General features: G+C 71.4%; 20 protein-coding genes and 1 pseudogene. 11 read left to right on the forward strand and 10 right to left on the reverse strand.

Going from position 1 to position 19,513, the window contains the following annotated elements:
* The first annotated feature begins 123 nt into the window (after positions 1-123).
* Entirely contained in the window at positions 124-648 is a 525-nt protein-coding gene (locus tag ABKA17_RS02380) for a DUF4245 domain-containing protein (RefSeq protein WP_353690113.1), read from the forward strand.
* Between the two features lie 95 nt (positions 649-743).
* Here the strand turns inward: ABKA17_RS02380 and ABKA17_RS02385 are convergent, their stop codons facing one another.
* The 4 genes from ABKA17_RS02385 to ABKA17_RS02400 all read right to left on the reverse strand — a co-directional run bounded on the left by ABKA17_RS02385 (position 744) and on the right by ABKA17_RS02400 (position 4,361).
* A complete protein-coding gene (locus ABKA17_RS02385) occupies positions 744-1,334 on the reverse strand; it encodes a malonic semialdehyde reductase (protein ID WP_353690114.1) in 591 nt (196 codons plus the stop codon).
* A gap of 135 nt (positions 1,335-1,469) precedes the next feature.
* Positions 1,470-1,712 carry an exodeoxyribonuclease VII small subunit gene (locus tag ABKA17_RS02390; protein ID WP_353690115.1) on the reverse strand — a complete coding sequence of 81 codons (243 nt, stop codon included), beginning with the start codon at positions 1,710-1,712 and terminating at the stop codon, positions 1,470-1,472.
* A 9-nt stretch (positions 1,713-1,721) separates the two neighbouring features.
* Complete coding sequence (gene xseA / locus ABKA17_RS02395; RefSeq protein ID WP_353690116.1) at positions 1,722-2,942, reverse strand: exodeoxyribonuclease VII large subunit; 1,221 nt, start codon at positions 2,940-2,942, stop codon at positions 1,722-1,724.
* Positions 2,943-2,990: 48 nt separating this feature from the next.
* Entirely contained in the window at positions 2,991-4,361 is a 1,371-nt protein-coding gene (locus tag ABKA17_RS02400) for an APC family permease (protein ID WP_353690117.1), read from the reverse strand.
* Positions 4,362-4,477: 116 nt separating this feature from the next.
* On the opposite strand from ABKA17_RS02400, the gene ABKA17_RS02405 reads away from it, so the two are divergent.
* Both ABKA17_RS02405 and ppgK read left to right on the forward strand, forming a co-directional pair.
* Positions 4,478-5,488 (forward strand): 4-hydroxy-3-methylbut-2-enyl diphosphate reductase, encoded by a 1,011-nt coding sequence (locus ABKA17_RS02405; RefSeq protein ID WP_353690118.1) that lies wholly within the window; start codon positions 4,478-4,480, stop codon positions 5,486-5,488.
* A gap of 29 nt (positions 5,489-5,517) precedes the next feature.
* Complete coding sequence (gene ppgK, locus ABKA17_RS02410; protein WP_353690119.1) at positions 5,518-6,261, forward strand: polyphosphate--glucose phosphotransferase; 744 nt, start codon at positions 5,518-5,520, stop codon at positions 6,259-6,261.
* A gap of 15 nt (positions 6,262-6,276) precedes the next feature.
* On the opposite strand, the gene ABKA17_RS02415 is transcribed toward ppgK, so the two are convergent.
* Positions 6,277-6,807 carry a DUF6542 domain-containing protein gene (locus ABKA17_RS02415; RefSeq protein ID WP_353690120.1) on the reverse strand — a complete coding sequence of 177 codons (531 nt, stop codon included), beginning with the start codon at positions 6,805-6,807 and terminating at the stop codon, positions 6,277-6,279.
* Between the two features lie 194 nt (positions 6,808-7,001).
* Between ABKA17_RS02415 and ychF the strand changes: the two genes are divergently transcribed.
* Entirely contained in the window at positions 7,002-8,090 is a 1,089-nt protein-coding gene (gene ychF / locus ABKA17_RS02420; protein ID WP_353690121.1) for a redox-regulated ATPase YchF, read from the forward strand.
* A 42-nt stretch (positions 8,091-8,132) separates the two neighbouring features.
* On the opposite strand, the pseudogene ABKA17_RS02425 reads toward ychF, so the two are convergent.
* The 3 genes and pseudogenes from ABKA17_RS02425 to ABKA17_RS02435 all read right to left on the reverse strand — a co-directional run.
* A pseudogene (locus tag ABKA17_RS02425) lies at positions 8,133-8,562 on the reverse strand (Uma2 family endonuclease); the annotation flags it as partial.
* A 98-nt stretch (positions 8,563-8,660) separates the two neighbouring features.
* Complete coding sequence (locus ABKA17_RS02430; protein WP_353690122.1) at positions 8,661-9,569, reverse strand: squalene/phytoene synthase family protein; 909 nt, start codon at positions 9,567-9,569, stop codon at positions 8,661-8,663.
* Positions 9,570-9,615: 46 nt separating this feature from the next.
* Positions 9,616-10,524, reverse strand: coding sequence for a LysR family transcriptional regulator (locus ABKA17_RS02435; RefSeq protein ID WP_353690123.1), 909 nt, complete (start codon positions 10,522-10,524; stop codon positions 9,616-9,618).
* An 89-nt stretch (positions 10,525-10,613) separates the two neighbouring features.
* Here ABKA17_RS02435 and ABKA17_RS02440 point away from each other — a divergent pair, with 89 nt between their 5' ends.
* Together ABKA17_RS02440 and ABKA17_RS02445 are read left to right on the forward strand one after the other, a co-directional pair.
* Positions 10,614-11,444: an oxidoreductase gene (locus ABKA17_RS02440; protein WP_353690124.1), complete on the forward strand. Its 831-nt coding sequence runs from the start codon at positions 10,614-10,616 to the stop codon at positions 11,442-11,444.
* Between the two features lie 189 nt (positions 11,445-11,633).
* Positions 11,634-13,190, forward strand: a complete 1,557-nt coding sequence (locus tag ABKA17_RS02445; RefSeq protein WP_353690125.1) for a S8 family peptidase — start codon at positions 11,634-11,636, stop codon at positions 13,188-13,190.
* Positions 13,191-13,208: 18 nt separating this feature from the next.
* Here ABKA17_RS02445 and ABKA17_RS02450 read toward each other — a convergent pair whose 3' ends face one another.
* Positions 13,209-14,375 carry a serpin family protein gene (locus ABKA17_RS02450; RefSeq protein WP_353690126.1) on the reverse strand — a complete coding sequence of 389 codons (1,167 nt, stop codon included), beginning with the start codon at positions 14,373-14,375 and terminating at the stop codon, positions 13,209-13,211.
* A gap of 25 nt (positions 14,376-14,400) precedes the next feature.
* Positions 14,401-15,615: a serpin family protein gene (locus ABKA17_RS02455; RefSeq protein WP_353690127.1), complete on the reverse strand. Its 1,215-nt coding sequence runs from the start codon at positions 15,613-15,615 to the stop codon at positions 14,401-14,403.
* A gap of 83 nt (positions 15,616-15,698) precedes the next feature.
* On the opposite strand from ABKA17_RS02455, the gene ABKA17_RS02460 reads away from it, so the two are divergent.
* The 5 genes from ABKA17_RS02460 to ABKA17_RS02480 all read left to right on the forward strand — a co-directional run bounded on the left by ABKA17_RS02460 (position 15,699) and on the right by ABKA17_RS02480 (position 19,339).
* A complete protein-coding gene (locus tag ABKA17_RS02460) occupies positions 15,699-16,853 on the forward strand; it encodes a DUF4190 domain-containing protein (RefSeq protein ID WP_353690128.1) in 1,155 nt (384 codons plus the stop codon).
* Positions 16,854-17,000: 147 nt separating this feature from the next.
* Positions 17,001-17,753: a GntR family transcriptional regulator gene (locus tag ABKA17_RS02465; RefSeq protein WP_353690129.1), complete on the forward strand. Its 753-nt coding sequence runs from the start codon at positions 17,001-17,003 to the stop codon at positions 17,751-17,753.
* Positions 17,754-18,083: 330 nt separating this feature from the next.
* The gene (locus ABKA17_RS02470) at positions 18,084-18,278 is read left to right on the forward strand and encodes an SPOR domain-containing protein (RefSeq protein ID WP_353690130.1); all 195 of its coding nucleotides are present in this window, start codon (positions 18,084-18,086) and stop codon (positions 18,276-18,278) included.
* A gap of 34 nt (positions 18,279-18,312) precedes the next feature.
* A complete protein-coding gene (locus ABKA17_RS02475) occupies positions 18,313-18,708 on the forward strand; it encodes a (deoxy)nucleoside triphosphate pyrophosphohydrolase (RefSeq protein ID WP_353690131.1) in 396 nt (131 codons plus the stop codon).
* A gap of 223 nt (positions 18,709-18,931) precedes the next feature.
* Positions 18,932-19,339 carry an ATP-binding protein gene (locus ABKA17_RS02480; RefSeq protein WP_353690752.1) on the forward strand — a complete coding sequence of 136 codons (408 nt, stop codon included), beginning with the start codon at positions 18,932-18,934 and terminating at the stop codon, positions 19,337-19,339.
* Positions 19,340-19,513: the final 174 nt, after the last annotated feature.

A 19,513-nucleotide genomic window follows, 5' to 3' on the forward strand; every position in this document is an offset into this window, starting at 1 on the left:
GCGCACCTTTCTGATACGACGACGGCCGGATGAGGGTGATGCCGTCGACTCTATCGTCAGGCAGACAAAATGAGCAGGGGACCCCACGGATGAGCGGACCAGGGCACCTGCGACGATAGGGGCGTGGCAGGTTCGAACGGTAAGCAGAAGACGGTCCGGGACATGGTTCTCTCGCTGGGCCTGATCAGCCTCGCGGCGGGGGTCATCTACCTCTTCATCCCGCACGACGACTCCCCTCAGGAGGTCAAGCGGGTCGACTACCGTGTCGAGCTGCTCACCGCCCGACGTGCCGCCTCCTATCCCGTGCTGGCGCCGGTGGGGCTGCCCGACACCTGGAAGGCCACCTCGGTCCGGTTCGACGCGGCCGACTCCGACGCCTGGCATCTGGGCTTCCACCTCTCCGGCGACGACTACGTCCAGATCGAGCAGTCGACCCATGAGCCGGCCGCCGAGTTCATCGACGAGGCCAGCCAGGGCGGCGAGAAGACCGACACCACCGAGAAGATCGGCGACCGGACCTGGACGCGCTACACCGGCGGCCGCTACGACGCGCTCGTCCACCAGGCCGACGGTGCGACGACCGTCGTGGCGGGCACGGGCTCGTACGCCCAGCTGACGCAGATGGCGAAGGCCCTCCAGGCGAAGTGAGCACCCCGGTGCCTTAGGTGCCCTCGGCGCCCGGGACCTCCGGACACAGGAGAAGGGCCCCGATCACGGGGGCCCTTCTCCTGTGTCCGGTTCGCTCAGACCGTGGTGACGACCTCGTCGTAGGCGAGGCGCGGGGAGCGCGGGTGGGAGGCGCCGTCGCCCGGCTTGCCGATGTTGACGACCATCAGCGGGGTGTGGTCGCCGTCGAGGAACTCCTTGCGGACGCCCTCGAAGTCGACGCCGGTCATCGGGCCGGCGGCCAGACCGGCGGCGCGGACGCCGATGATGAAGTACGCGGCCTGGAGGGCGGCGTTCATGCCGGCGGCGGCCTCACGGGCGGGGCGCTCGCTGAAGAACACGTCCTTGGCCTGGGGGAAGGCCGGGAAGAGGGTCGGCAGCTCCTCGTGGAACTCGTTGTCCGCGGAGAGGATCGCGACCAGCGGGGCGGCGGCCGTCTTGGCCTGGTTGCCCTCGGCCATGTGCCGCACCAGACGCTCACGGGCCTCGGCGGAACGGACCAGCGTGATGCGCAGGGGGGTCTGGTTGAAGGCCGTCGGGCCGAACTTGACCAGGTCGTAGATCGCCTGCACCTGCTCCTCGGTCACCGGCTCGTCGGTGAAGGCGTTCGCGGTGTGGGCCTCGCGGAACAGGAGGTTCTGGGCGGCGGGGTCAAGGACGAGAGACATGCGTGAACCTTCTCGGGGGACGTACGTCGAATCCGGGTGCCGGATCGGCTGACACACATGACTGTACGCGGCATAGGTTGAAGCTTCAACAATAAGCGGAGCGTGGTGACCCGCTTCACAGATCACCGCAGTCCGTCACTCGGAGTCGGACTCTTCCGCCGCCGCCTCGTCCCCGGCCTCCTCGGCCAGCGCCGCGTCCAGCCGCGCCCGCGCCCCCTCCAGCCACCGCCGGCACACCTTGGCCAGCTCCTCGCCCCGCTCCCAGAGCGCGAGGGACTCCTCCAGCGTCGTACCACCGGCCTCCAGCCGTCGTACGACGTCGATCAGCTCGTCCCGCGCCTGCTCGTACCCGAGCGCCTCATCCACCTTGCTGGTCATGCGCCCACCCTAAGCATCGGCTCGGACATCGACGGTCACGCGGAACTCGCCCTCGGAGACCCGCGCCCGCAGCACCTCGTCGCCGCTGACCTCCGCCGGATCCCGTACGACGTGCCCGTCGGCCTTCTGGAGCACGGCGTATCCCCGCTTCAGAGTCGCGGCGGGGGAGAGGGCGACCACGCGCGCGTGCGTGTGCGTCAGTTCGGAGTCGGCGCGGTCCAGGAGATGGCCGAGGGTGCGGCGCGAACGCTCCACCAGCGAGGCGACATGGTCGGCCCGCTCGTCGATCATCCGGTGCGGATCCTCTATCGAGGGCCGGGCGAGCGCGTGGGCGAGCCCCCGCTCCTCCCGCTCGATGAACCCCTCCACGCACCGCCGGGCCCGGTCCCGCAGCATCCGCACCCGCTCGTACTCCTCGCCCACGTCCGGCACCACCTTCTTGGCGGCGTCGGTCGGCGTGGAGGCGCGCAGGTCGGCGACATGGTCGAGCAGCGGGTTGTCCGGCTCGTGCCCGATCGCGGAGACCACGGGCGTACGGCAGGAGGCGACGGTCCGCACGAGCTGCTCGTCGGAGAAGGGCAGCAGATCCTCGACGCTGCCGCCGCCGCGGGCCACGATGATCACATCGACGTCGTCGTTCTCGTCGAGCTCCTTGACGGCCTGTACGACCTGGGGCACCGCGTGCACGCCCTGCACCGCCACGTTGCGCACCTCGAAGCGGACGGCGGGCCAGCGGTGCCGGGCGTTCTCCAGCACGTCCCGCTCGGCGGCGGAGGCCCGCCCGCAGACAAGGCCGATCAGCTGCGGCAGGAACGGCAACGCTTTCTTCCGCTCGGGCGCGAAGAGCCCCTCGGCGGCCAGCGCCTTCTTCAACTGCTCGAGCCGGGCGAGCAGTTCACCCACCCCCACGGGCTTTATCTCGGCGGCCCGCAACGACAACTGCCCCCGCGGCGCGTACCACTCCGGCTTCGCGAGCACCACGACCCGCGCACCCTCGCTCACCACATCGGCGACGGCGTCGAACACCTGCCGGTAGCAGGTGACGCTCACGGAGATGTCGTACGACGGGTCGCGCAGCGTCAGGAAGACCACACCGGCGCCCGGGCGGCGGGAGAGCTGGGTGATCTGACCCTCCACCCACACCGCGCCGAGGCGGTCGATCCACCCCCCGATCAGCCGGGAGACCTCACCGACGGGCAGCGGCGTTTCCGCGGACGTGTTGAGAGCCATGCGCCGAGCGTAGTGGCCGGTTGTGACAATGCGGCCCACGTCCGCCGGTCACCCTGCGACCTCCGCCCGGCCGCGCTGCCCCAGCAGGACCGCGAGTCCGATCACGAACCACACCGCCCCCACCACCTGCGCCGCCCCCGACGCCTCCACGATCACCGCGACCGTGATCGCCGCCCCCGCCACCGGCACCAGCACATGCCGCCACCAGCTCACCGGCCCACCCCGCCGCCGCACCGCGAACCACCCGACCACGCTCGCGTGCAGCAACGTGAAGGCCGTCAGCGCGCCGATGTCGACCACCGACACCAGGTGGTCCATCCCGTCGTCCCGCCGGGCCGCCCAGACCGCCGCCACCAGCGTGATCACGGCCGCGCAGAGCAACGCCACGCGCGGCACCCCGGAGTCGGTCCTCGACAGCGCCCGCGGCAGCCGCCGGTCGCGCCCCATCGCGAACAGCAGCCGGCCCGCCGCGGCCTGTCCCGCCAGCGCCGCGAACGCCGCGCCGATCGCCTTGCTCACCGCCACCAGGTCGTGCAGCCAGGTCCCGACCGACACGTCCACGGCGTCGTAGAAGGCGGACCCCTGCTTCTCGGGATGCGCCGCCAGCTCCGCCGACGACGTCGGTTCCAGCAGCGCCACCAGGTAGGTCTGCGCCACGAACAGCACACCCGCCAGTGCGAGACAGAACAGCACCGCCCGCGCCACCTTCGCCGAGCCGCCGGTCACCTCCTCCGCGAAGGAGGCGATCGCGTCGAAGCCGAGATACGACAGCACCGCGATCGACACCGCCCCGAGCACCGCCGACAGCGCGAACGCCCCCTGCGTGCCGTCCCCCGACAGCGGCGACAGCCAGCCCCGCTGGGCACCGTCGCGGGCGAGGACGACGACCGCGGAGACCATGAACACCAGCAGGACCACGATCTCCATCGCCAGCACCAGGAAGCCGACCCGGGCCGCGGCCCGCACCCCCCACAGGTTCAGCAGGGTCGTGACGACCACCGCGACCGTCGTCCACACCCACCGCGAGACCTCCGGGACCAGCGCGTTCATCGCGATGCCGGAGAAGAGGTAGGCGACCGCCGGGATGAGGAGGTAGTCCAGCATCGCCATCCAGCCCGCGACGAACCCCACCTCCTTGCCGAGCGCCACGCGCGCGTAGGCGTACACCGAGCCCGCGCGCGGGACGACCCGCACCATCTGCGCGTAGCTGAAAGCGGTGAACGCCATCGCGACCGTGGCGACGACGTACACCAGCGCGACCGCGCCGTGCGACCGGGCGTCGAGCGCGCCGAACACGCCGACGGGCGCCATGGGGGCGATGAAAAGCAGCCCGTAGACCACCAGATCCCGGAATCCGAGGCTGCGCCGCAGGTCATGGCCCGGTTCGGCGGTCCTGGTCGTCGTCTCGGTCTCGGACATCGATGCCTCCGCCGGTGCTTCATCTGTCGTCTGCCGTCGCCGGTTCCCCGCCCTTCACACTTCCCGGCCAGTCTCGCCAACTACGCGATCTTTGACCCGTCCGGCGCGGCCTTACGATGGGACGCATGACTGCTTCGCCTGGCCGCCGTGTCCTGCTCGCCGCCCCCCGGGGCTACTGCGCGGGTGTGGACCGCGCCGTGATCGCCGTCGAGAAAGCCCTGGAGCAGTACGGCGCTCCGGTGTACGTCCGGCACGAGATCGTCCACAACAAGTACGTCGTGCAGACCCTGGAGAAGAAGGGCGCCATCTTCGTCGAGCGGACGGAGGAGGTCCCCGAGGGGAACATCGTGATGTTCTCCGCGCACGGCGTCGCCCCGGTCGTCCACGAGGAGGCCGCGCGCGGGAAGCTCGCCACCATCGACGCGACCTGCCCGTTGGTCACCAAGGTCCACAAGGAAGCCGTCCGCTTCGCCAAGGAGGACTACGACATCCTCCTGATCGGGCACGAGGGCCACGAGGAGGTCATCGGCACCTCCGGCGAGGCCCCCGACCACATCACGCTGGTCGACGGACCCGAGGACGTCGCCAAGGTCGAGGTGCGCGACCCGTCCAAGGTCGTCTGGCTCTCCCAGACCACGCTCTCCGTCGACGAGACCATGGAGACGGTCGACGCCCTCAAGAACAAGTTCCCGGGCCTGATCTCGCCGCCCAGCGACGACATCTGCTACGCCACGCAGAACCGCCAGATCGCGGTGAAGAAGCTGGCGGAGGACGCCCAGCTGGTCATCGTCGTCGGCTCCAAGAACTCCTCCAACTCGATCCGCATGGTCGAGGTCGCCCTGGACGCCGGCGCCCCCGCCGCCCACCTGGTCGACTTCGCCGACGAGATCGACGAGGCCTGGCTGGAGGGCGTCACCACGGTCGGTCTGACCTCCGGCGCCTCGGTCCCGGACGTCCTGGTCGAAGGCGTCCTGGAGTGGCTGGCCGAGCGCGGCTACGGGGACGTCGAGACGGTGAAGACGGCCGAGGAGTCCATCACCTTCTCGCTGCCCAAGGAGCTCCGCCGCGATCTGCGCGAGGAGGCCGCGGCGCTGGTCGCGGGGCGTAAGGGCACCTCGGCCGAGTGACTGTCAGTCGTCCGTCGTAACGTAGAGCCATGCAGATCTTCGGTGTGGACATCGGCGGATCCGGGATCAAGGGCGCCCCGGTGGACCTGGCCAGAGGCGACCTCGCCCAGGAGCGCTGCAAGGTGCTCACCCCGCACCCGGCGACGCCGGACGCGGTGGCGGACGGCGTGAAGGAGGTCGTCGACCACTTCGGCTGGACGGGGCCGGTCGGGCTCACCTTCCCGGGCGTGGTCACCGGCGGGTCCACGATCCGTACGGCGGCCAACGTGGACAAGGGCTGGATCGACACGGACGCGCGCGCGTTGTTCAGCGAGCGGCTCGGCGGCCTGCCGGTGACGGTGGTCAACGACGCGGACGCGGCGGGCGTCGCCGAGATGGAGTTCGGCGCCGGTCACGGCCGCAGAGGCACCGTCTTCCTGCTGACCTTCGGCACCGGCATCGGCAGCGCCCTGTTCGTCGACGGCGTCCTGGTCCCCAACACCGAGCTGGGCCACCTGGAGCTGCACGGCCACGACGCGGAGAAGCGCGCCTCCAGCAAGGCCAAGGAGGACGGCGAGCTGTCGTGGGAGCAGTGGGCGCACCGCGTCCAGAAGTACCTCGCCCACGTCGAGATGCTCTTCTCGCCGGAGCTGTTCATCATCGGCGGCGGCGTCAGCCGCAAGTCACAGAAGTTCCTGCACCACATCGAGGGCATCAAGGCCGAGATCGTCCCGGCGCAGCTCCAGAACAACGCGGGGATCGTGGGGGCGGCGATGCGGGCGGCGAAGGAGTAGCCCAGAAGGAGCAGCTCAGACGGGTCGGCGGTTCGCCCGGCGGCGTCGGTTCAGCAGCCGGATCCTGCGCACGGTCACGATCAGACCGGTGACCAGCGTTCCGCCGTACAGCCATCCGGCCTGGGTGGCGAGGGCCGTCACCAGGCCCATCAGGCGGCTGCCGAACCCCTCGCCGTCGGCGATCGGCAGGAGTCCCACGGCGAAGGCGATCGGCACGACCACCGGTGCGGTCGCCAGGTCGCCCCGCCGCACCCAGACCGCGGTCAGCACACAGACCGGCAGGAACAGCACGCCGTAGGCCGTCAGGGACGATCCGAACAGCAGGGCGTCGAGGGAGCCGAGCAGGAACATCGCCGCGCCGCAGAACAGTCCGCCGCCGAGCCCGGTGAGCCGGGGGTCGGGGAAGCGGCGGACGGCCTGCACGACCGGGGGAGCGGGCCGTCGTACGGCCGCCGGACGGCGCCCGCCGCGGGCCGCCTGCGGGGGCAGGGAAGGCGTCTCGCGTCGTGCTCGCGGGTGCGGGGGTCGGGTCCTGTGTTGCTCCACTGGACCAACTTAGGTCGGTTTATGTGCAGAATCGGCCCTCAGACACGCCGACGAGCGGAGCTTGGCCAAGTGTTCGACGCGTCGAGAGGGCGGGGCCGGGCACGCCGTAGACTGGTGGATCGGCCCCCAGGGCAGGCCCTGCCCTCGCAGTCCACCGCCTCGTCCTCCTCCTCTCACGTACGGGAAGTCGCAACGTGTCGCTCACGATCGGAATCGTCGGTCTGCCGAATGTCGGCAAGTCGACCCTGTTCAACGCCCTGACCAAGAACGACGTGCTCGCGGCCAACTACCCGTTCGCCACGATCGAGCCGAACGTCGGCGTGGTGGGCGTCCCGGACGCGCGTCTGACCAAGCTGGCCGAAATCTTCTCCTCGCAGCGGATCCTCCCGGCGACCGTCGACTTCGTCGACATCGCGGGCATCGTGCGCGGCGCCTCCGAGGGCGAGGGCCTGGGCAACAAGTTCCTCGCGAACATCCGCGAGTCCGACGCGATCTGCCAGGTCATCCGTGCCTTCAAGGACGAGAACGTCGTCCACGTCGACGGCAAGGTCTCGCCCAAGGACGACATCGAGACGATCAACACCGAGCTGATCCTCGCCGACCTCCAGACCATCGAGAAGGTCCTCCCGCGCCTCCAGAAGGAGTCGCGCATCAAGAAGGACATCGCGCCGAAGGTCGCCGCGGTCGAGGCGGCCAAGGAGATCCTGGAGAAGGGCGACACCCTGTTCTCCGCGGGCATCGTCCAGGGCTCCGGCAACGAGGAACTCCTGCACGACCTGCACCTCCTCACCACCAAGCCCTTCCTCTACGTCTTCAACGTGGACGAGGACGAGCTGGTGGACGACGACTTCAAGGAGGAGCAGCGCGCCCTGGTCGCCCCCGCCGAGGCGATCTTCCTCAACGCCAAGCTGGAGCAGGACCTCGCCGAGCTCGACGAGGAGGACGCCATGGAGCTCCTGGAGTCGGTCGGCGCCGAGGAGCCCGGCCTCGCCACCCTCGCCCGCGTCGGCTTCAACACCCTCGGCCTCCAGACCTACCTCACGGCAGGCCCCAAGGAGTCCCGCGCCTGGACCATCAAGAAGGGCGCCACGGCCCCCGAGGCGGCCGGTGTCATCCACACCGACTTCCAGAAGGGCTTCATCAAGGCCGAGGTCATCTCCTTCGCCGACCTCGTCGAGACCGGCTCGGTCGCCGAGGCCCGCGCGAAGGGCAAGGCCCGCATGGAGGGCAAGGAGTACGTCATGCAGGACGGCGACGTCGTGGAGTTCCGCTTCAACGTCTGACCCCGAAGCCCGACCGACGGCTCACCCCGACATACGCGCCGGGGTGAGCTTGTCGAGTTCGTAGACGTGGACGACCGGGGCGCCGCTCTCGGCCTCGACGCGCCAGTGGTGCGGGATGCCGCCCTCCGCGTACTTACGGAGTTTGACCGTACGGTCCCGGTGGGCGGACTCCGGGGAGACGACCTCGACGACGAGCTGGACCTCGTCCCAGATCCGGCTCCGGCCGGTTTCGCTCGTCCAGCCTTACGGTCATCTCACCGCCGACCCTGACACCGGCCGGCGCCTGCGCCATGAGGGCGACAGCGAGCTCGGTGACCAGCCGACTGTGCCACCACGGCCGCGGCCACAGCATGAAGACGAGATAGCCGTCGACCACCTCGGTGTGGCGCGGCGCCTCCGCGAGGCGGTCCAGGTCCTCCGCGAACCAGCCTTCCTCGCGCGGCGGACGCATCCAGTCGGGCAGTTCGGCCATACCGCCAACCGTAGCGATTCGGCGCTCGCCCCGCCCGGAGCGCCCCGACCACGAACTCGGCGTCCTCGCAGGTGGGATCGTCGTAGAGGGGGCCGCCTTCAGAAGGTGGTCAGGCGCCGCCTGCGGGCATCGCGCAGCGCCCGCAGCAGGCCCACCGGTGACGGGCTCGCCGAACCGCGCAGCAGTCCCGCTCCCCGTGCCGCCGCCGCGTCCGCGGTGAGGAGTTCGATCTCGATGACCGCGCTCACCAGGGCGCGGCCCGAGGGCGCTGCGAGGGCGGGGAGTTCGCGTGCCGCCTCCAGGGCGCCGCGGGCGGCACGGACCTGGTGGTCCACCAGTGCGCGCAGACCCGGCGACTCATGACCCGCCCGCAACTCCGCCTCCGTGACCGAGAACCGCTCCAGCGTCTCGGCCGGGATGCCCAGCCGCCCCTCCGGAAGGTCCTCCGCGAGGTCGTTGACGAAGTCCAGCCGCTGGCTGCCCTCGATGAGCGTCCGGCACATCGCCCGGTACCGACCGTCGTCGGCCTCCGGCGCCAGCAACTCGCCGACCAGCATGAAGGCGGGCAGTGAGTAGGCGTCCAGGTAGCTCTGGAAATCGGCCTCGGTGGCGAAGCCGGCGAACTCCAACTCGGCCTCGGCGGTGGCCAGATACTCCTCCACCGTCGTACCCAGCCGGGGGTACGCGGTGAGGGTGTGCGCCAGCGCGCGGGTCAGCGGATCGTCGCCCACCCCCGTGGCCCGCACCTTGCGCACCCGCTGCTCCCAGGACGCCCAGGCCGCGACCCGCTGCTCCTTCGGACCGGTGTCCAGGAGGTCGTCCCCGTGGTGCATCACCGCCGTCGCGGCGACGGCGTGCGGCAGCATCGGGCGAGGCAGCAGCACCCGGGCCGCCAGATACGAACTGCGTCGGAAACGCGCCACCAGCCGCCGCTGGGCGCCGTAGTCGTCCCGCAACTCCGGCTCCCGGATCCCCGCGGCGTCCAGGGCCTTGTTCCACGCGCTCATGCGGTGATCGTAGACAGTCCCGGTGCGGGGCGAGCGGGATGCCCCGTCAGCCGCCCGCGACCGCCCGGCAGGCCTCCGCGTACCCCCGGACCAGCGCCCGTCCCGCGTCCTCCCGCCGCCAGGCCAGCGCGTACCGGCTCGGGCTCACCCCGCGCACCGGCCGTGTCACCACCCCGCCCAGCGTGATCAGCGGGGCGTTGCCCGCGGCGACCTGGCAGATGCCGAGACCGGCGACCAGGGCCTCGTACGTCTCCTCCGTGCCGGCGATCTCGGCGCCGACGCGGACCGTCCGGCCGGCGCGTTCGTCGAGGGCGAGCCAGTGGTCGCGCAGCGGGCCCGCGCTCTCGGGGAGGGCCAGGAACGGCTCGTCGGCCAGGTCGGCGAAGTCGAGCTCGGGGCGGGCCGCGAGGGGGTGGGTCTCCGGGAGGGCGATCAGTCGGGGTTCCTCGGCGACGACCGTCCAGTCGTAGCGACCGGCGTCGGGCAGGGGAAGCCAGACGAACGCGACGTCCGCGTCCCCGTCCGCCAGTCCCGCGGTCGGGTCCTCCCAACTCACCTGGCGCACCCGGAGCACGGCGTCCGGACGGGCGGCGGTGAAGCGGGAGCGGATGGCGGGGAGCAGCCCGCCGCGCCCCGGGCTGGTGCTCATCCCCACGACCAGCGTGCCGCGCTGCGCGGACCGGGCGGCCGCCACCGCCGCGGCGCCCTCCGCCCAGTCCGCCAGCACCCGCCGGGCGTGCGGCAGCAGTGCCTCGCCGGCCCCGGTGAGCGCCACGCCGTGCCGGTCGCGCCGGAACAGCTCCACACCCAACTGCCGCTCCAGCGCCCGTATCTGTTTGCTCAAGGCGGGCTGGGACACGTACAGCCGCTCGGCCGCGCGCGTGAAGTGCAGTTCCTCGGCGACGGCGAGGAAGTAGCGCAGATCCCGCAGGTGTACGTCCGTTGTCATAGCCATCGGTTATCACCGTGGGTCTTGGACGGGCAACCGACTTACGCAGCAAGGTGGTTCACAAGCCGAGCGGACATTCGGGAACGAGGAGTGAGATGAACAAGGTCTGGCTGATCACAGGGGCGAGCAGTGGCTTCGGCCGGGAGATCGCGAAGGCGGCGCTGGCCGACGGCGACATCGTGGTGGGCGCCGCCCGCCGGCCCGAGGCGCTGGACGACCTGGTCGCCGCCCACCCGGACCAGGTGGAGGCGCTGCGCCTGGACGTCGCCGACACGGCGGCCGCCGAGGCGGCGGTACGGGACGTGGTGGCGCGGCACGGGCGGATCGACGTCCTGGTCAACAACGCGGGCCGCACCCATGTCGGGGCCTTCGAGGAGACCGGCGAGGAGGAGCTGCGGGCCCTGTTCGACGTGCATGTCTTCGGCCCGGCGGCCCTGGTGCGGGCCGTGCTGCCGTCGATGCGCGAGCGGCGCTCCGGGGCGATCGTGCAGATGAGCAGCATGGGCGGGCAGATGTCCTTCGCGGGCTTCGGCGCCTACAGCGGTACGAAGTTCGCCCTGGAAGGCATGTCCGAGGCGCTCGCGGACGAGGTCGAGGAGTACGGCATCAAGGTGCTGATCGTGGAGCCGGGCGCCTTCCGGACCTCGCTGTTCGAGGCGGACCGGGCCGGGGCGAGCGCGGACAGCGGGGTCTACGCCAAGGTCAGCGGCACCCGCGGCTTCGTCGCCGGCGGCGACGGCTCCCAGCCCGGTGACCCCGCCAAGGCCGCCGCGGTCATCCTGGCCGCCCTCCACGCCGACCGCACCCCGCTCCGCCTCCCCCTCGGCGACGACGGTGTCACCGCGGTCCTCGGCCACCTCGACCAGATCCGCGAGGACGTCGTGGCCTGGGAGAAGAGCACGCGAGCGACCGACTTCGATGACTGACCCCCGGGGCGAAGGCCAGGGAGAGTGACGGTCCGTCACGAACGCTGTGTGGCACGTCCGTTCCGTGGGTGCAGGGCCCTTGTGCAATTCATGTGGAGGCCTCAATCTTTCGGGCGAGCGCACAGCGACTCCACAGCGAATTGACATGAGCACGTCCAGTCGCACCAGCGATCGAGGAGGATCCCTCAGATGGCAGTGATGCGTCAACGAAGATATGCGGTGCTCGGAGCGACCGTGACCGCCGCACTCGCCGCGAGTCTCGTCTCCGCCCTCCCGGCCACGGCCGCCCCCGAAGGCCGCATCCAGTACGAGGGCGCCGTGAACGCCGTCGCCGACAGCTATGTCGTGACCCTGAAGGCGGACACCAGGGCCGGTTCGGCCAAGGGCAGGGCCCTCGCCGAGGCGTACGGTGCCGACATCGAGCGCACCTACACCAAGGCCCTCAACGGCTATGCGGTCGAGGCCTCCGCGGCCGAGGCGAAACGTCTCGCCGCCGACCCGGCCGTGGCCTCCGTGGTCCAGAACCGCACCTTCTCCCTCGCGGCGACCCAGCCCAGCCCGCCGTCCTGGGGCCTGGACCGCATCGACCAGAAGACGCTCCCGCTGAACAACTCGTACACCTACCCGGACTCGGCCGGTACGGGTGTCACGGCGTACATCATCGACACGGGCGTCCGCATCACCCACGGCGACTTCGGCGGCCGGGCCCGCTACGGCTACGACGCCATCGACAACGACAACACCGCCCAGGACGGCCACGGCCACGGCACCCACGTCGCCGGGACGGTCGCCGGCACGTCCTACGGTGTCGCCAAGAAGGCGAACATCGTCGGCGTCCGGGTGCTGAACAACTCCGGTCAGGGCACGACCGCCCAGGTCGTCGCCGGCATCGACTGGGTCGCGGCGAACGCGGTCAAGCCGGCCGTCGCCAACATGTCCCTCGGCGGCACCGCCGACACCGCCCTCGACACGGCCGTCCGCAACGCCATCGCCTCCGGCGTCACCTTCGCCGTCGCGGCCGGCAACGAGACGACCAACGCCTCCACCAGATCGCCCGCCCGCGTCACCGAGGCCATCACGGTCGGCGCCACCACGTCGACCGACGCCAGGGCGAGCTACTCCAACTACGGTACGGTCCTGGACCTGTTCGCCCCGGGCTCGTCCATCACCTCGACCTGGAACACCAGCGACTCCGCCACCAACACCATCTCCGGTACGTCGATGGCGACCCCGCACGTGGCGGGTGCGGCGGCGCTGTACCTGGCGGACAACCCCGCGTCGACGCCCGCGCAGGTCTCCGCCGCACTGGTGGGCCTCGCCTCCACCGGCGTCGTCACCAGCCCCGGCACGGGCTCGCCCAACCGGCTCCTGAACGTGCCCGGCGGCACCGTCACCCCGCCCGGTCCGCGCTTCGAGAACACGGCGGACTACGCGATCGCCGACAACGCCACCGCGGAGTCCCCGGTGACGGTCTCCGGCGTCACGGGCAACGCGCCCGCCGCCCTGGCCGTCGAGGTGCACATCGTGCACACCTACATCGGCGACCTCCAGGTCCAGCTGGTCGCCCCCGACGGCACGGCGTACACCCTCAAGGCGTACGGCACCGGCGGCAGTTCGGACAACATCGACACCACGTACTCGGTGAACGCCTCCTCGGAGGTGGCCAACGGGACGTGGCGGCTGAGGGTCAGTGACAACGCGGCGCTGGACACGGGGCGGATCGACGCCTGGGCGCTGCAGTTCTAGTCCGTCACCTCCAGACCGTCAGCGCGGCAGGTCGTCCTCGCGGAAGGGCTCCGGGTCGGTGACCCAGCCCGCCGCGAGGACGAGCCGTGTGTCGCGGTGGACGGCGAGGAAGCCGAAGGGGCGGTCGAAGGTGGCGTAGGCCCGCGTGGACTCGTGCTCCGGCTCCGGTTCCCAGCCGAGCCAGTCCATGGCGAACGCGGTCACGGCCGCCGCCCGGAACCCCTGCGCACCGAACACCGCCGTCGCCGACTGCCGTCCCTCCGCGAGTCCGAGCGGTCCCGCGCCGATGCCGGGGAAGTGGCCGGGGGTGCGGTCGGACGCCGTGGCCAGACCGAACAACTCGGGGTGTGCCAGCAGGTCGTGCTCCGCGGCGAGGGCGAACTCGACGGTGTTGAGGGTGAGGCTCGGCGGCTCGGGCCGCTCGGTGCGCACCGTCTCGATCCTGAGCCCCGGCCCGACCGCGCCGAGCGGCAGACGGCTTCCGGGTACGGCGGGCACCGCACGCGACAGGATGCCCACCCCGGCGCCGAGCACCTGCCCGGGCGTCAACTCCTCGTCACCGAGCAGCAGATGCACATCGACGCCGCCGGTCCCGCGCACCCGCGCCTCGGTCACCGCCCCGGCAGCGGTCCGCGCCACCGCCACGCCGTCCAGGTCCGAGTCGGTACGGCTGAGCCCGGCCCGGTCCTGGTCCGCCCATGGCACGAGATCGCCCTGGAACGGCACCTCCCACTCCGTCCGCACCGTCAGCGCGGTCGCCAGCACCAGCGAGGAGTCCGGCCGCAGCGTCACCGGCATCCGCGCGATCGCCCCGCCCGTGCGCCGGGCGGCCCAGGCGTCCAGGGCCGCGTGATCGGCGTCCAGGTCGCCCGTCAGCACGCCGTGTGCCTGTGCCGGAAGGCCCGCCGCCCACTCCGGGCGCAGTTCCACGGACCGCTTGCTCCACAGCCCGAGCGCCGAGTCCAACCCGTCCACGGCACCCAGGACCGTCAGCAACTCCCGCGCCGCCGCGGCCGCTCGCCCCGCGGGCACCCCGAGAGCCTCCGCCAGCTCCTCCCGTGCCCGGCCCGCCGCCCCGTCCGCCAGGAAGGCGAGCAGGGGCCAGACACCGGCCGCCGAGAAGACGGTCCCGCCCTTGAGGGTGCCTGCCCAGCGGGAGGTCAGCCCGTTCACCGCGTCGATCATCAGAAGTCCCCGTCAGAAGTCCTGGTCAGAAGTCCTCGTCGTCCTCGTCGTACTCGGGGTCCTCCGGGTACGGCGTCGGATCGGTGACCCAGCCCGCGGCGAGGACGAGCCGCGAGTGCCGGTGCACGGCGAGGAAGCCGAAGGGGCGGTCGAAGGTGGCGTAGAGCCTGGTGGTCACCCAGCGGAGCTCGGGGATGCCCGCGCCGACGGCGCCGAAGGCCGTCACTGAGGCGGCGCGGAAGCCGCGGGCGGTGAAGCTCGCCACGGCGGACTGCCGGCCCGAGCCGATGGCGAGCGGGTAGCCGCTGATGCCGGGGAAGTGGCCCCGGCCGGTGTCCCTCGCGGCGGTGAGACCGAAGACCCGGTGGAGCTCCAGCAGGTCGTGGCTCGCGGCCAGGTCGAAGGCGACGGTGGCCATGTGCAGCGTCGGCGGGTCGGGCCTCTGGCTGCGCACCCGCTGGACCGACACGCCCGGCCCCGCCTCCCCGAGGGGCAGTCGGGGCCCCGGCACGACCGGATACCGCCGCGCCAGGACGCCGACGCCCGCTCCGAGCACCTGCCCGGGAGTCATCCGCTCCTCGCCGAGCAGCAGATGTACGTCGAGGGCGTTGTTCCCCAGCACCTTCAGCTCGGTCACCTGCCCCTCGGCCGTGTCCGCCACCCCGATCCGGTCCAACACCGCGCTGCTCCGGTACAACCCGGCCAGCCGCCGGTCCCGCCACGGCCCCGCCGCCGGCCACATCGGCCCGTCCTGGAACCGGCTCAGCCACTTCGTCCGCAACGCCAGCGCGCTCGCCAGGACCATCTCGGTGTCGTCGGTCGACGGCACGGGCATCTTCTCGATCAGCCCACCCGTCCGCTCGGCCGCCCAGGCGTCCAGCGCCGCCCCGTCGACGGCCGCGTCCCCCGTCAGCACCCCGTGCGCCTCGGCCGGCAGCCCCGCCTCCCACCGTTCCCGCAGCTCCAGCGTCCGCCTGGTCCACAGCCCGAGCGCCGAGTCCAGCCCCCGCATCCGCCCCATGCCGGCCAGCAACTCCCGTGCCGCCGCGGCCGCTTCACCGGCGGGCAGCCCGACCGCGTCCGCCAGCTCACCCCGCGCCGGACCGTCGGCCCCGTCCGCCAGGAAGGCGAGCAGCGGCCACACCCCCGCCGCCGAGAAGACCGTCCCGCCCTCCGTGGCGGCCGCCCACCGGGCGGTCAGGTCGTTGACCGCCCGGATCGTCGCATTCGTGACCGCCATTCCGCCCCCACTCACCCCGCGCTTACCATGCGCCCAGTCGCACGCAAGTTCTCACGCCAGCCCGAACCAGGAGCACGGTACCCGTGTCCATACCCCCGCCCCCCGGCCCCCACCAGCCCCAAGGGCCGTACCCGCCGGGCCCGTACGTCCCGCCCGGCCCCTGGGGCTACGGCTACGGCGGCTACGCGCAGCCCGTGCCCGTCAACGGCCTCGCCATCGCCGCCCTGGTCCTCGGCGTCCTGTGCTTCCTGCCGGCCGTCGGCCTGGTGCTCGGGCTGATCGCGCTGAGCCAGATCAGGAAGAAGGGCGAGCGCGGCAAGGGCATGGCGATCGCGGGTTCCGTGCTCTCCTCGGTCGGCCTCGTCCTGTGGACCCTGTCGCTCACCACCGGCGCCGCCGCCGACTTCTGGGACGGCTTCAAGGACGCCGCGAACGGCGGGGGCAGCGCCTACTCGCTCAAGAAGGGCGACTGCTTCGACTCCGGCACCGGCGCCCTCACCGGCGAGACCTACGACGTCGACGAGGTGCCCTGCGCCGGCGCCCATCACGGCGAGGTGTTCGCCGTCGTCAAGCTCCCCGGCGGCGCCTTCCCGGGCGACAGCGCGATCGAGGACACCGCCGACGACCGGTGCTACGCGCTCCAGGAGGCGTACGCCATGGACGCCTGGGCCGTACCGAAGAACGTCGACGTCTACTACCTGGTGCCGTCCGAGGACAGCTGGTCCTTCGGCGACCGCGAGATCACCTGTCTGTTCGGCAACACCGACGAGGACAGGAGCCTGACCGGCTCGCTGCGCAACGACGCCACGAATCTCGACGCCGACCAGATGGCCTTCCTGAAGGCCTCCAACGCCCTGGACACGGTCCTGATCGAGGAGCCCGAGGACTACGCGGAGGACGATCTGCCGGCCAACACGGACTGGGCGGCCGACGTCGACACCGTGCTCGGCGAGCAGGCCGAGGCGCTGCGCGCCCGCTCCTGGTCCGCAGAGGCCGAGCGGCCCGTCGCCGCCCTCGTGAAGGACCTGGAGGACGCCCGCAAGGAGTGGGCCAAGGCGGCGGACGCCGAGGACGTCGACACGTACTACGAGCACTACGACGCCGGCTACGAGGTCATCGACGGCAAGACCACCGTCACCGCCCGCGAAGCTCTGGGCCTGGCCAGTACGGTGCCCTCGCGCGACGAGGACTACGACAGCGGGAGCGGCACCGGGGGTGCCGGGGAACTCGATGTGTGATCCCCGCTATAGCGGGGAGAAAGTGCCTGCGTAAAGCCCGGAGCGGGCACATGTCACTACATCGAGTGATTCTCTGGCCTTTGCTTGCATCGCGGAACCCACGGTTGCCACGCTGTTGCTGTCTGTACAACCTGATGGGAGCGGCCAGTGACATTCGGTGAGCAGCCGGCGTATCTGCGCGTCGCGGGTGATCTCCGCCAGAAGATCGCCGACGGTTCGCTGCCACCGCACACCCGGCTGCCCTCCCAGGCCAGAATCCGCGAGGAGTACGGCGTCTCGGACACCGTGGCCCTGGAGGCGCGCAAGGTGCTGATGGCCGAGGGGCTGGTCGAGGGCCGTTCCGGCTCCGGGACCTATGTGCGCGAGCGCCCGGTACCGCGCCGGGTCGCCCGCTCGGGCTTCCGCCCCGACGGCGGGGCCACGCCCTTCCGGCAGGAGCAGGCCGACCTCGAGGTGCGCGGCACCTGGTCCTCCAGCAGCGCGCAGACCGAGGCGAGCGTCGCCGTCGCCGACCGGCTCTGCATCCGGCCCGGCGACCGCGTGATGTGCACCAAGTACGTCTACCGGGACAACGGCGAGCCGATGATGCTCTCCACGTCCTGGGAACCCCTCGCCCTCACCGGCCGCACCCCCGTGATGCTGCCCGAGGAGGGCCCGCTCGGCGGCATGGGCGTCGTCGAGCGGATGCGCGCCATCGACGTGATCGTGGACAACGTCACCGAGGAGGTCGGCGCCCGCCCCGGCCTCGCCGAGGAACTGCTCGCCCTCGGTGGCGTCCCCGGCCATGTCGTCGTGGTCGTCCACCGGACGTTCTACGCCTCCGGCCGCCCCGTCGAGACGGCCGACGTGGTGATTCCGGCGGACCGCTACCAGGTCGCCTACCACCTCCCGGTGAAGTAGCGCACGCCGCCACGGCAGTTGCCCCTGATCCCCGCCCAACCCACCTCTCCCCGACCTGCGTTGGAATCTGGCCGTTCTCGCAGGTCGCCCCAGGTGTGCCCAGACCGCCCTGACCGGATGCATTCCCGCCCCTGCACGGCGCGTTCGGCAACGCGCGCCCCCTGCGTTCTGGCTGGTTGCGTACCTCTTTGTGAGAATCCGTATCCGCTGCGTAAAGGTTAGGCGTAGGCTCGGGCATATGCGGATTGCGGTTTCCTTAGTGGGCGGGGTACGACGAGAGCCGCGAGCAGGACTCGGGTGGGGCCGGGCGGGAAGGGGCGGTGGGGCGTGATGAACGACGGCACGATCACTCTGCCCTGGCTCGTCATACGCCAGGACGACAACGGCAACCGCTATCGCGTGGGCCGGTACGCCACCCGCGCCGAGGCCCAGAAGATCGCGGACAGCCTCGACGACCGCGGACACAAGCAGCTGTACTGGGTCGAGCGCATCGGCCAGAACGGCAGCAGCGCGACGGCGAACTGACCCGGCGAACAGACCCACAAGTAGGCTCCGGCGCATGACGGAACCGATCGTGGTGGTGGGCGCGGCCCTGCTCGACGCCGAGCACCTCCTCGCCGCCCGCCGCAGCGCACCCCCCGACCTCGCCGGCCGCTGGGAACTCCCCGGCGGCAAGGTCGAACCCGGCGAGACCCCACAAGCGGCCCTCGCGCGCGAGCTGCACGAGGAACTCGGCGTAGAGGTGGAAGTGGGGGAACGAATCCCGGGGGAGTGGCCCCTGAAGTCTCCGTACGTCCTACAGGTCTGGGTGGCGCGCCTTCTCCCGGGCTCACCGACCCCCAAGCCCCTACAGGACCATGACGAGCTCCGCTGGCTGACGAGGGAAGAGCTCTGGGAAGTCCCGTGGCTGGACCAGGACGTAGAAGCGGTCCAAAAAATCGCAGGCCACCTGTAGCAACCTAGGGGCGCGGGGCTGTGTCGATTTGCGGCTCCGCCGCGTGGGCGCGATCAACCACAACGCACCCGCAGCCGCGAACGCAGCCGAACCCCCACCCCCTTAGGCGCCCCGCGATACGCCGTTCGCACCACAACGCGCCCTCCCACGCGGTACCACGCCCCGGATATCGGGTATGTGCCCATTAACCCCATGAAACCGGACATGGAACGTGGCCTGGGAAGTGATCGGCGTGATCGACACCGAAGGCGACTGCGCCGACTGGACCTTCCCCGCGGACCCCGGCGCCGTACGCGCCGCCCGTGGTGCTGTCCGCGGCCGGCTGCGCGACTGGGGCCTGGACAGCCTGGCCGACATCACGGCCCTGCTGGTCAGCGAGCTGGTGACCAACGCACTGCGGCACGCCACCGGCCCCATCGGCGTGCGCCTCGTCCGCCCCACCGGCCTCGACGACGTCCTCCTGGTCGAGGTCTCGGACCCGCTCCCGGACCCGCCCCGGGAGCGTGTGGCCCGGCCCGAGGACGAGAGCGGCCGCGGTCTTCAGCTCGTCGCCCACTCCTCGCGCCGCTGGGGCACCAGACCCGGCGAGGCGGGCAAGACGGTGTGGTTCGAGCTCGCGGTACCGCAATGAGCCGGGGCCGTCCGGGCTGTACGGCACCGCCCACGCTGTCCAGTGACTGGTTCAGGCCACTGGCGGTTGCCGGAGCGTGTGGTTCGACAGCGTGTTGGCTGGTTAGAAGACTGGAAGTGTTGTCGCGGTGCGGTCCAAAAAACGCTGGGACCGTGCTGTGATCGTGAACACCGT

This window comes from Streptomyces sp. RG80 (assembly GCF_040446465.1).
GTDB lineage: Bacteria > Actinomycetota > Actinomycetes > Streptomycetales > Streptomycetaceae > Streptomyces.

What these genes read in the sequence shown, in the direction of transcription:
- ABKA17_RS02455 (WP_353690127.1), bottom strand. Translation starts at nt 15,615, where the DNA reads ATGGCGGTCACGAATGCGACGATCCGGGCGGTCAACGACCTGACCGCC.
- ABKA17_RS02430 (WP_353690122.1), bottom strand. Translation starts at nt 9,569, where the DNA reads ATGAGCGCGTGGAACAAGGCCCTGGACGCCGCGGGGATCCGGGAGCCG.
- ABKA17_RS02470 (WP_353690130.1), top strand. Translation starts at nt 18,084, where the DNA reads ATGAACGACGGCACGATCACTCTGCCCTGGCTCGTCATACGCCAGGAC.
- ABKA17_RS02390 (WP_353690115.1), bottom strand. Translation starts at nt 1,712, where the DNA reads ATGACCAGCAAGGTGGATGAGGCGCTCGGGTACGAGCAGGCGCGGGAC.
- ABKA17_RS02475 (WP_353690131.1), top strand. Translation starts at nt 18,313, where the DNA reads ATGACGGAACCGATCGTGGTGGTGGGCGCGGCCCTGCTCGACGCCGAG.
- ppgK (WP_353690119.1), top strand. Translation starts at nt 5,518, where the DNA reads ATGCAGATCTTCGGTGTGGACATCGGCGGATCCGGGATCAAGGGCGCC.
- ABKA17_RS02445 (WP_353690125.1), top strand. Translation starts at nt 11,634, where the DNA reads ATGGCAGTGATGCGTCAACGAAGATATGCGGTGCTCGGAGCGACCGTG.
- ABKA17_RS02400 (WP_353690117.1), bottom strand. Translation starts at nt 4,361, where the DNA reads ATGTCCGAGACCGAGACGACGACCAGGACCGCCGAACCGGGCCATGAC.
- ABKA17_RS02440 (WP_353690124.1), top strand. Translation starts at nt 10,614, where the DNA reads ATGAACAAGGTCTGGCTGATCACAGGGGCGAGCAGTGGCTTCGGCCGG.
- ABKA17_RS02385 (WP_353690114.1), bottom strand. Translation starts at nt 1,334, where the DNA reads ATGTCTCTCGTCCTTGACCCCGCCGCCCAGAACCTCCTGTTCCGCGAG.
- xseA (WP_353690116.1), bottom strand. Translation starts at nt 2,942, where the DNA reads ATGGCTCTCAACACGTCCGCGGAAACGCCGCTGCCCGTCGGTGAGGTC.
- ABKA17_RS02435 (WP_353690123.1), bottom strand. Translation starts at nt 10,524, where the DNA reads ATGGCTATGACAACGGACGTACACCTGCGGGATCTGCGCTACTTCCTC.
- ABKA17_RS02405 (WP_353690118.1), top strand. Translation starts at nt 4,478, where the DNA reads ATGGGACGCATGACTGCTTCGCCTGGCCGCCGTGTCCTGCTCGCCGCC.
- ABKA17_RS02450 (WP_353690126.1), bottom strand. Translation starts at nt 14,375, where the DNA reads ATGATCGACGCGGTGAACGGGCTGACCTCCCGCTGGGCAGGCACCCTC.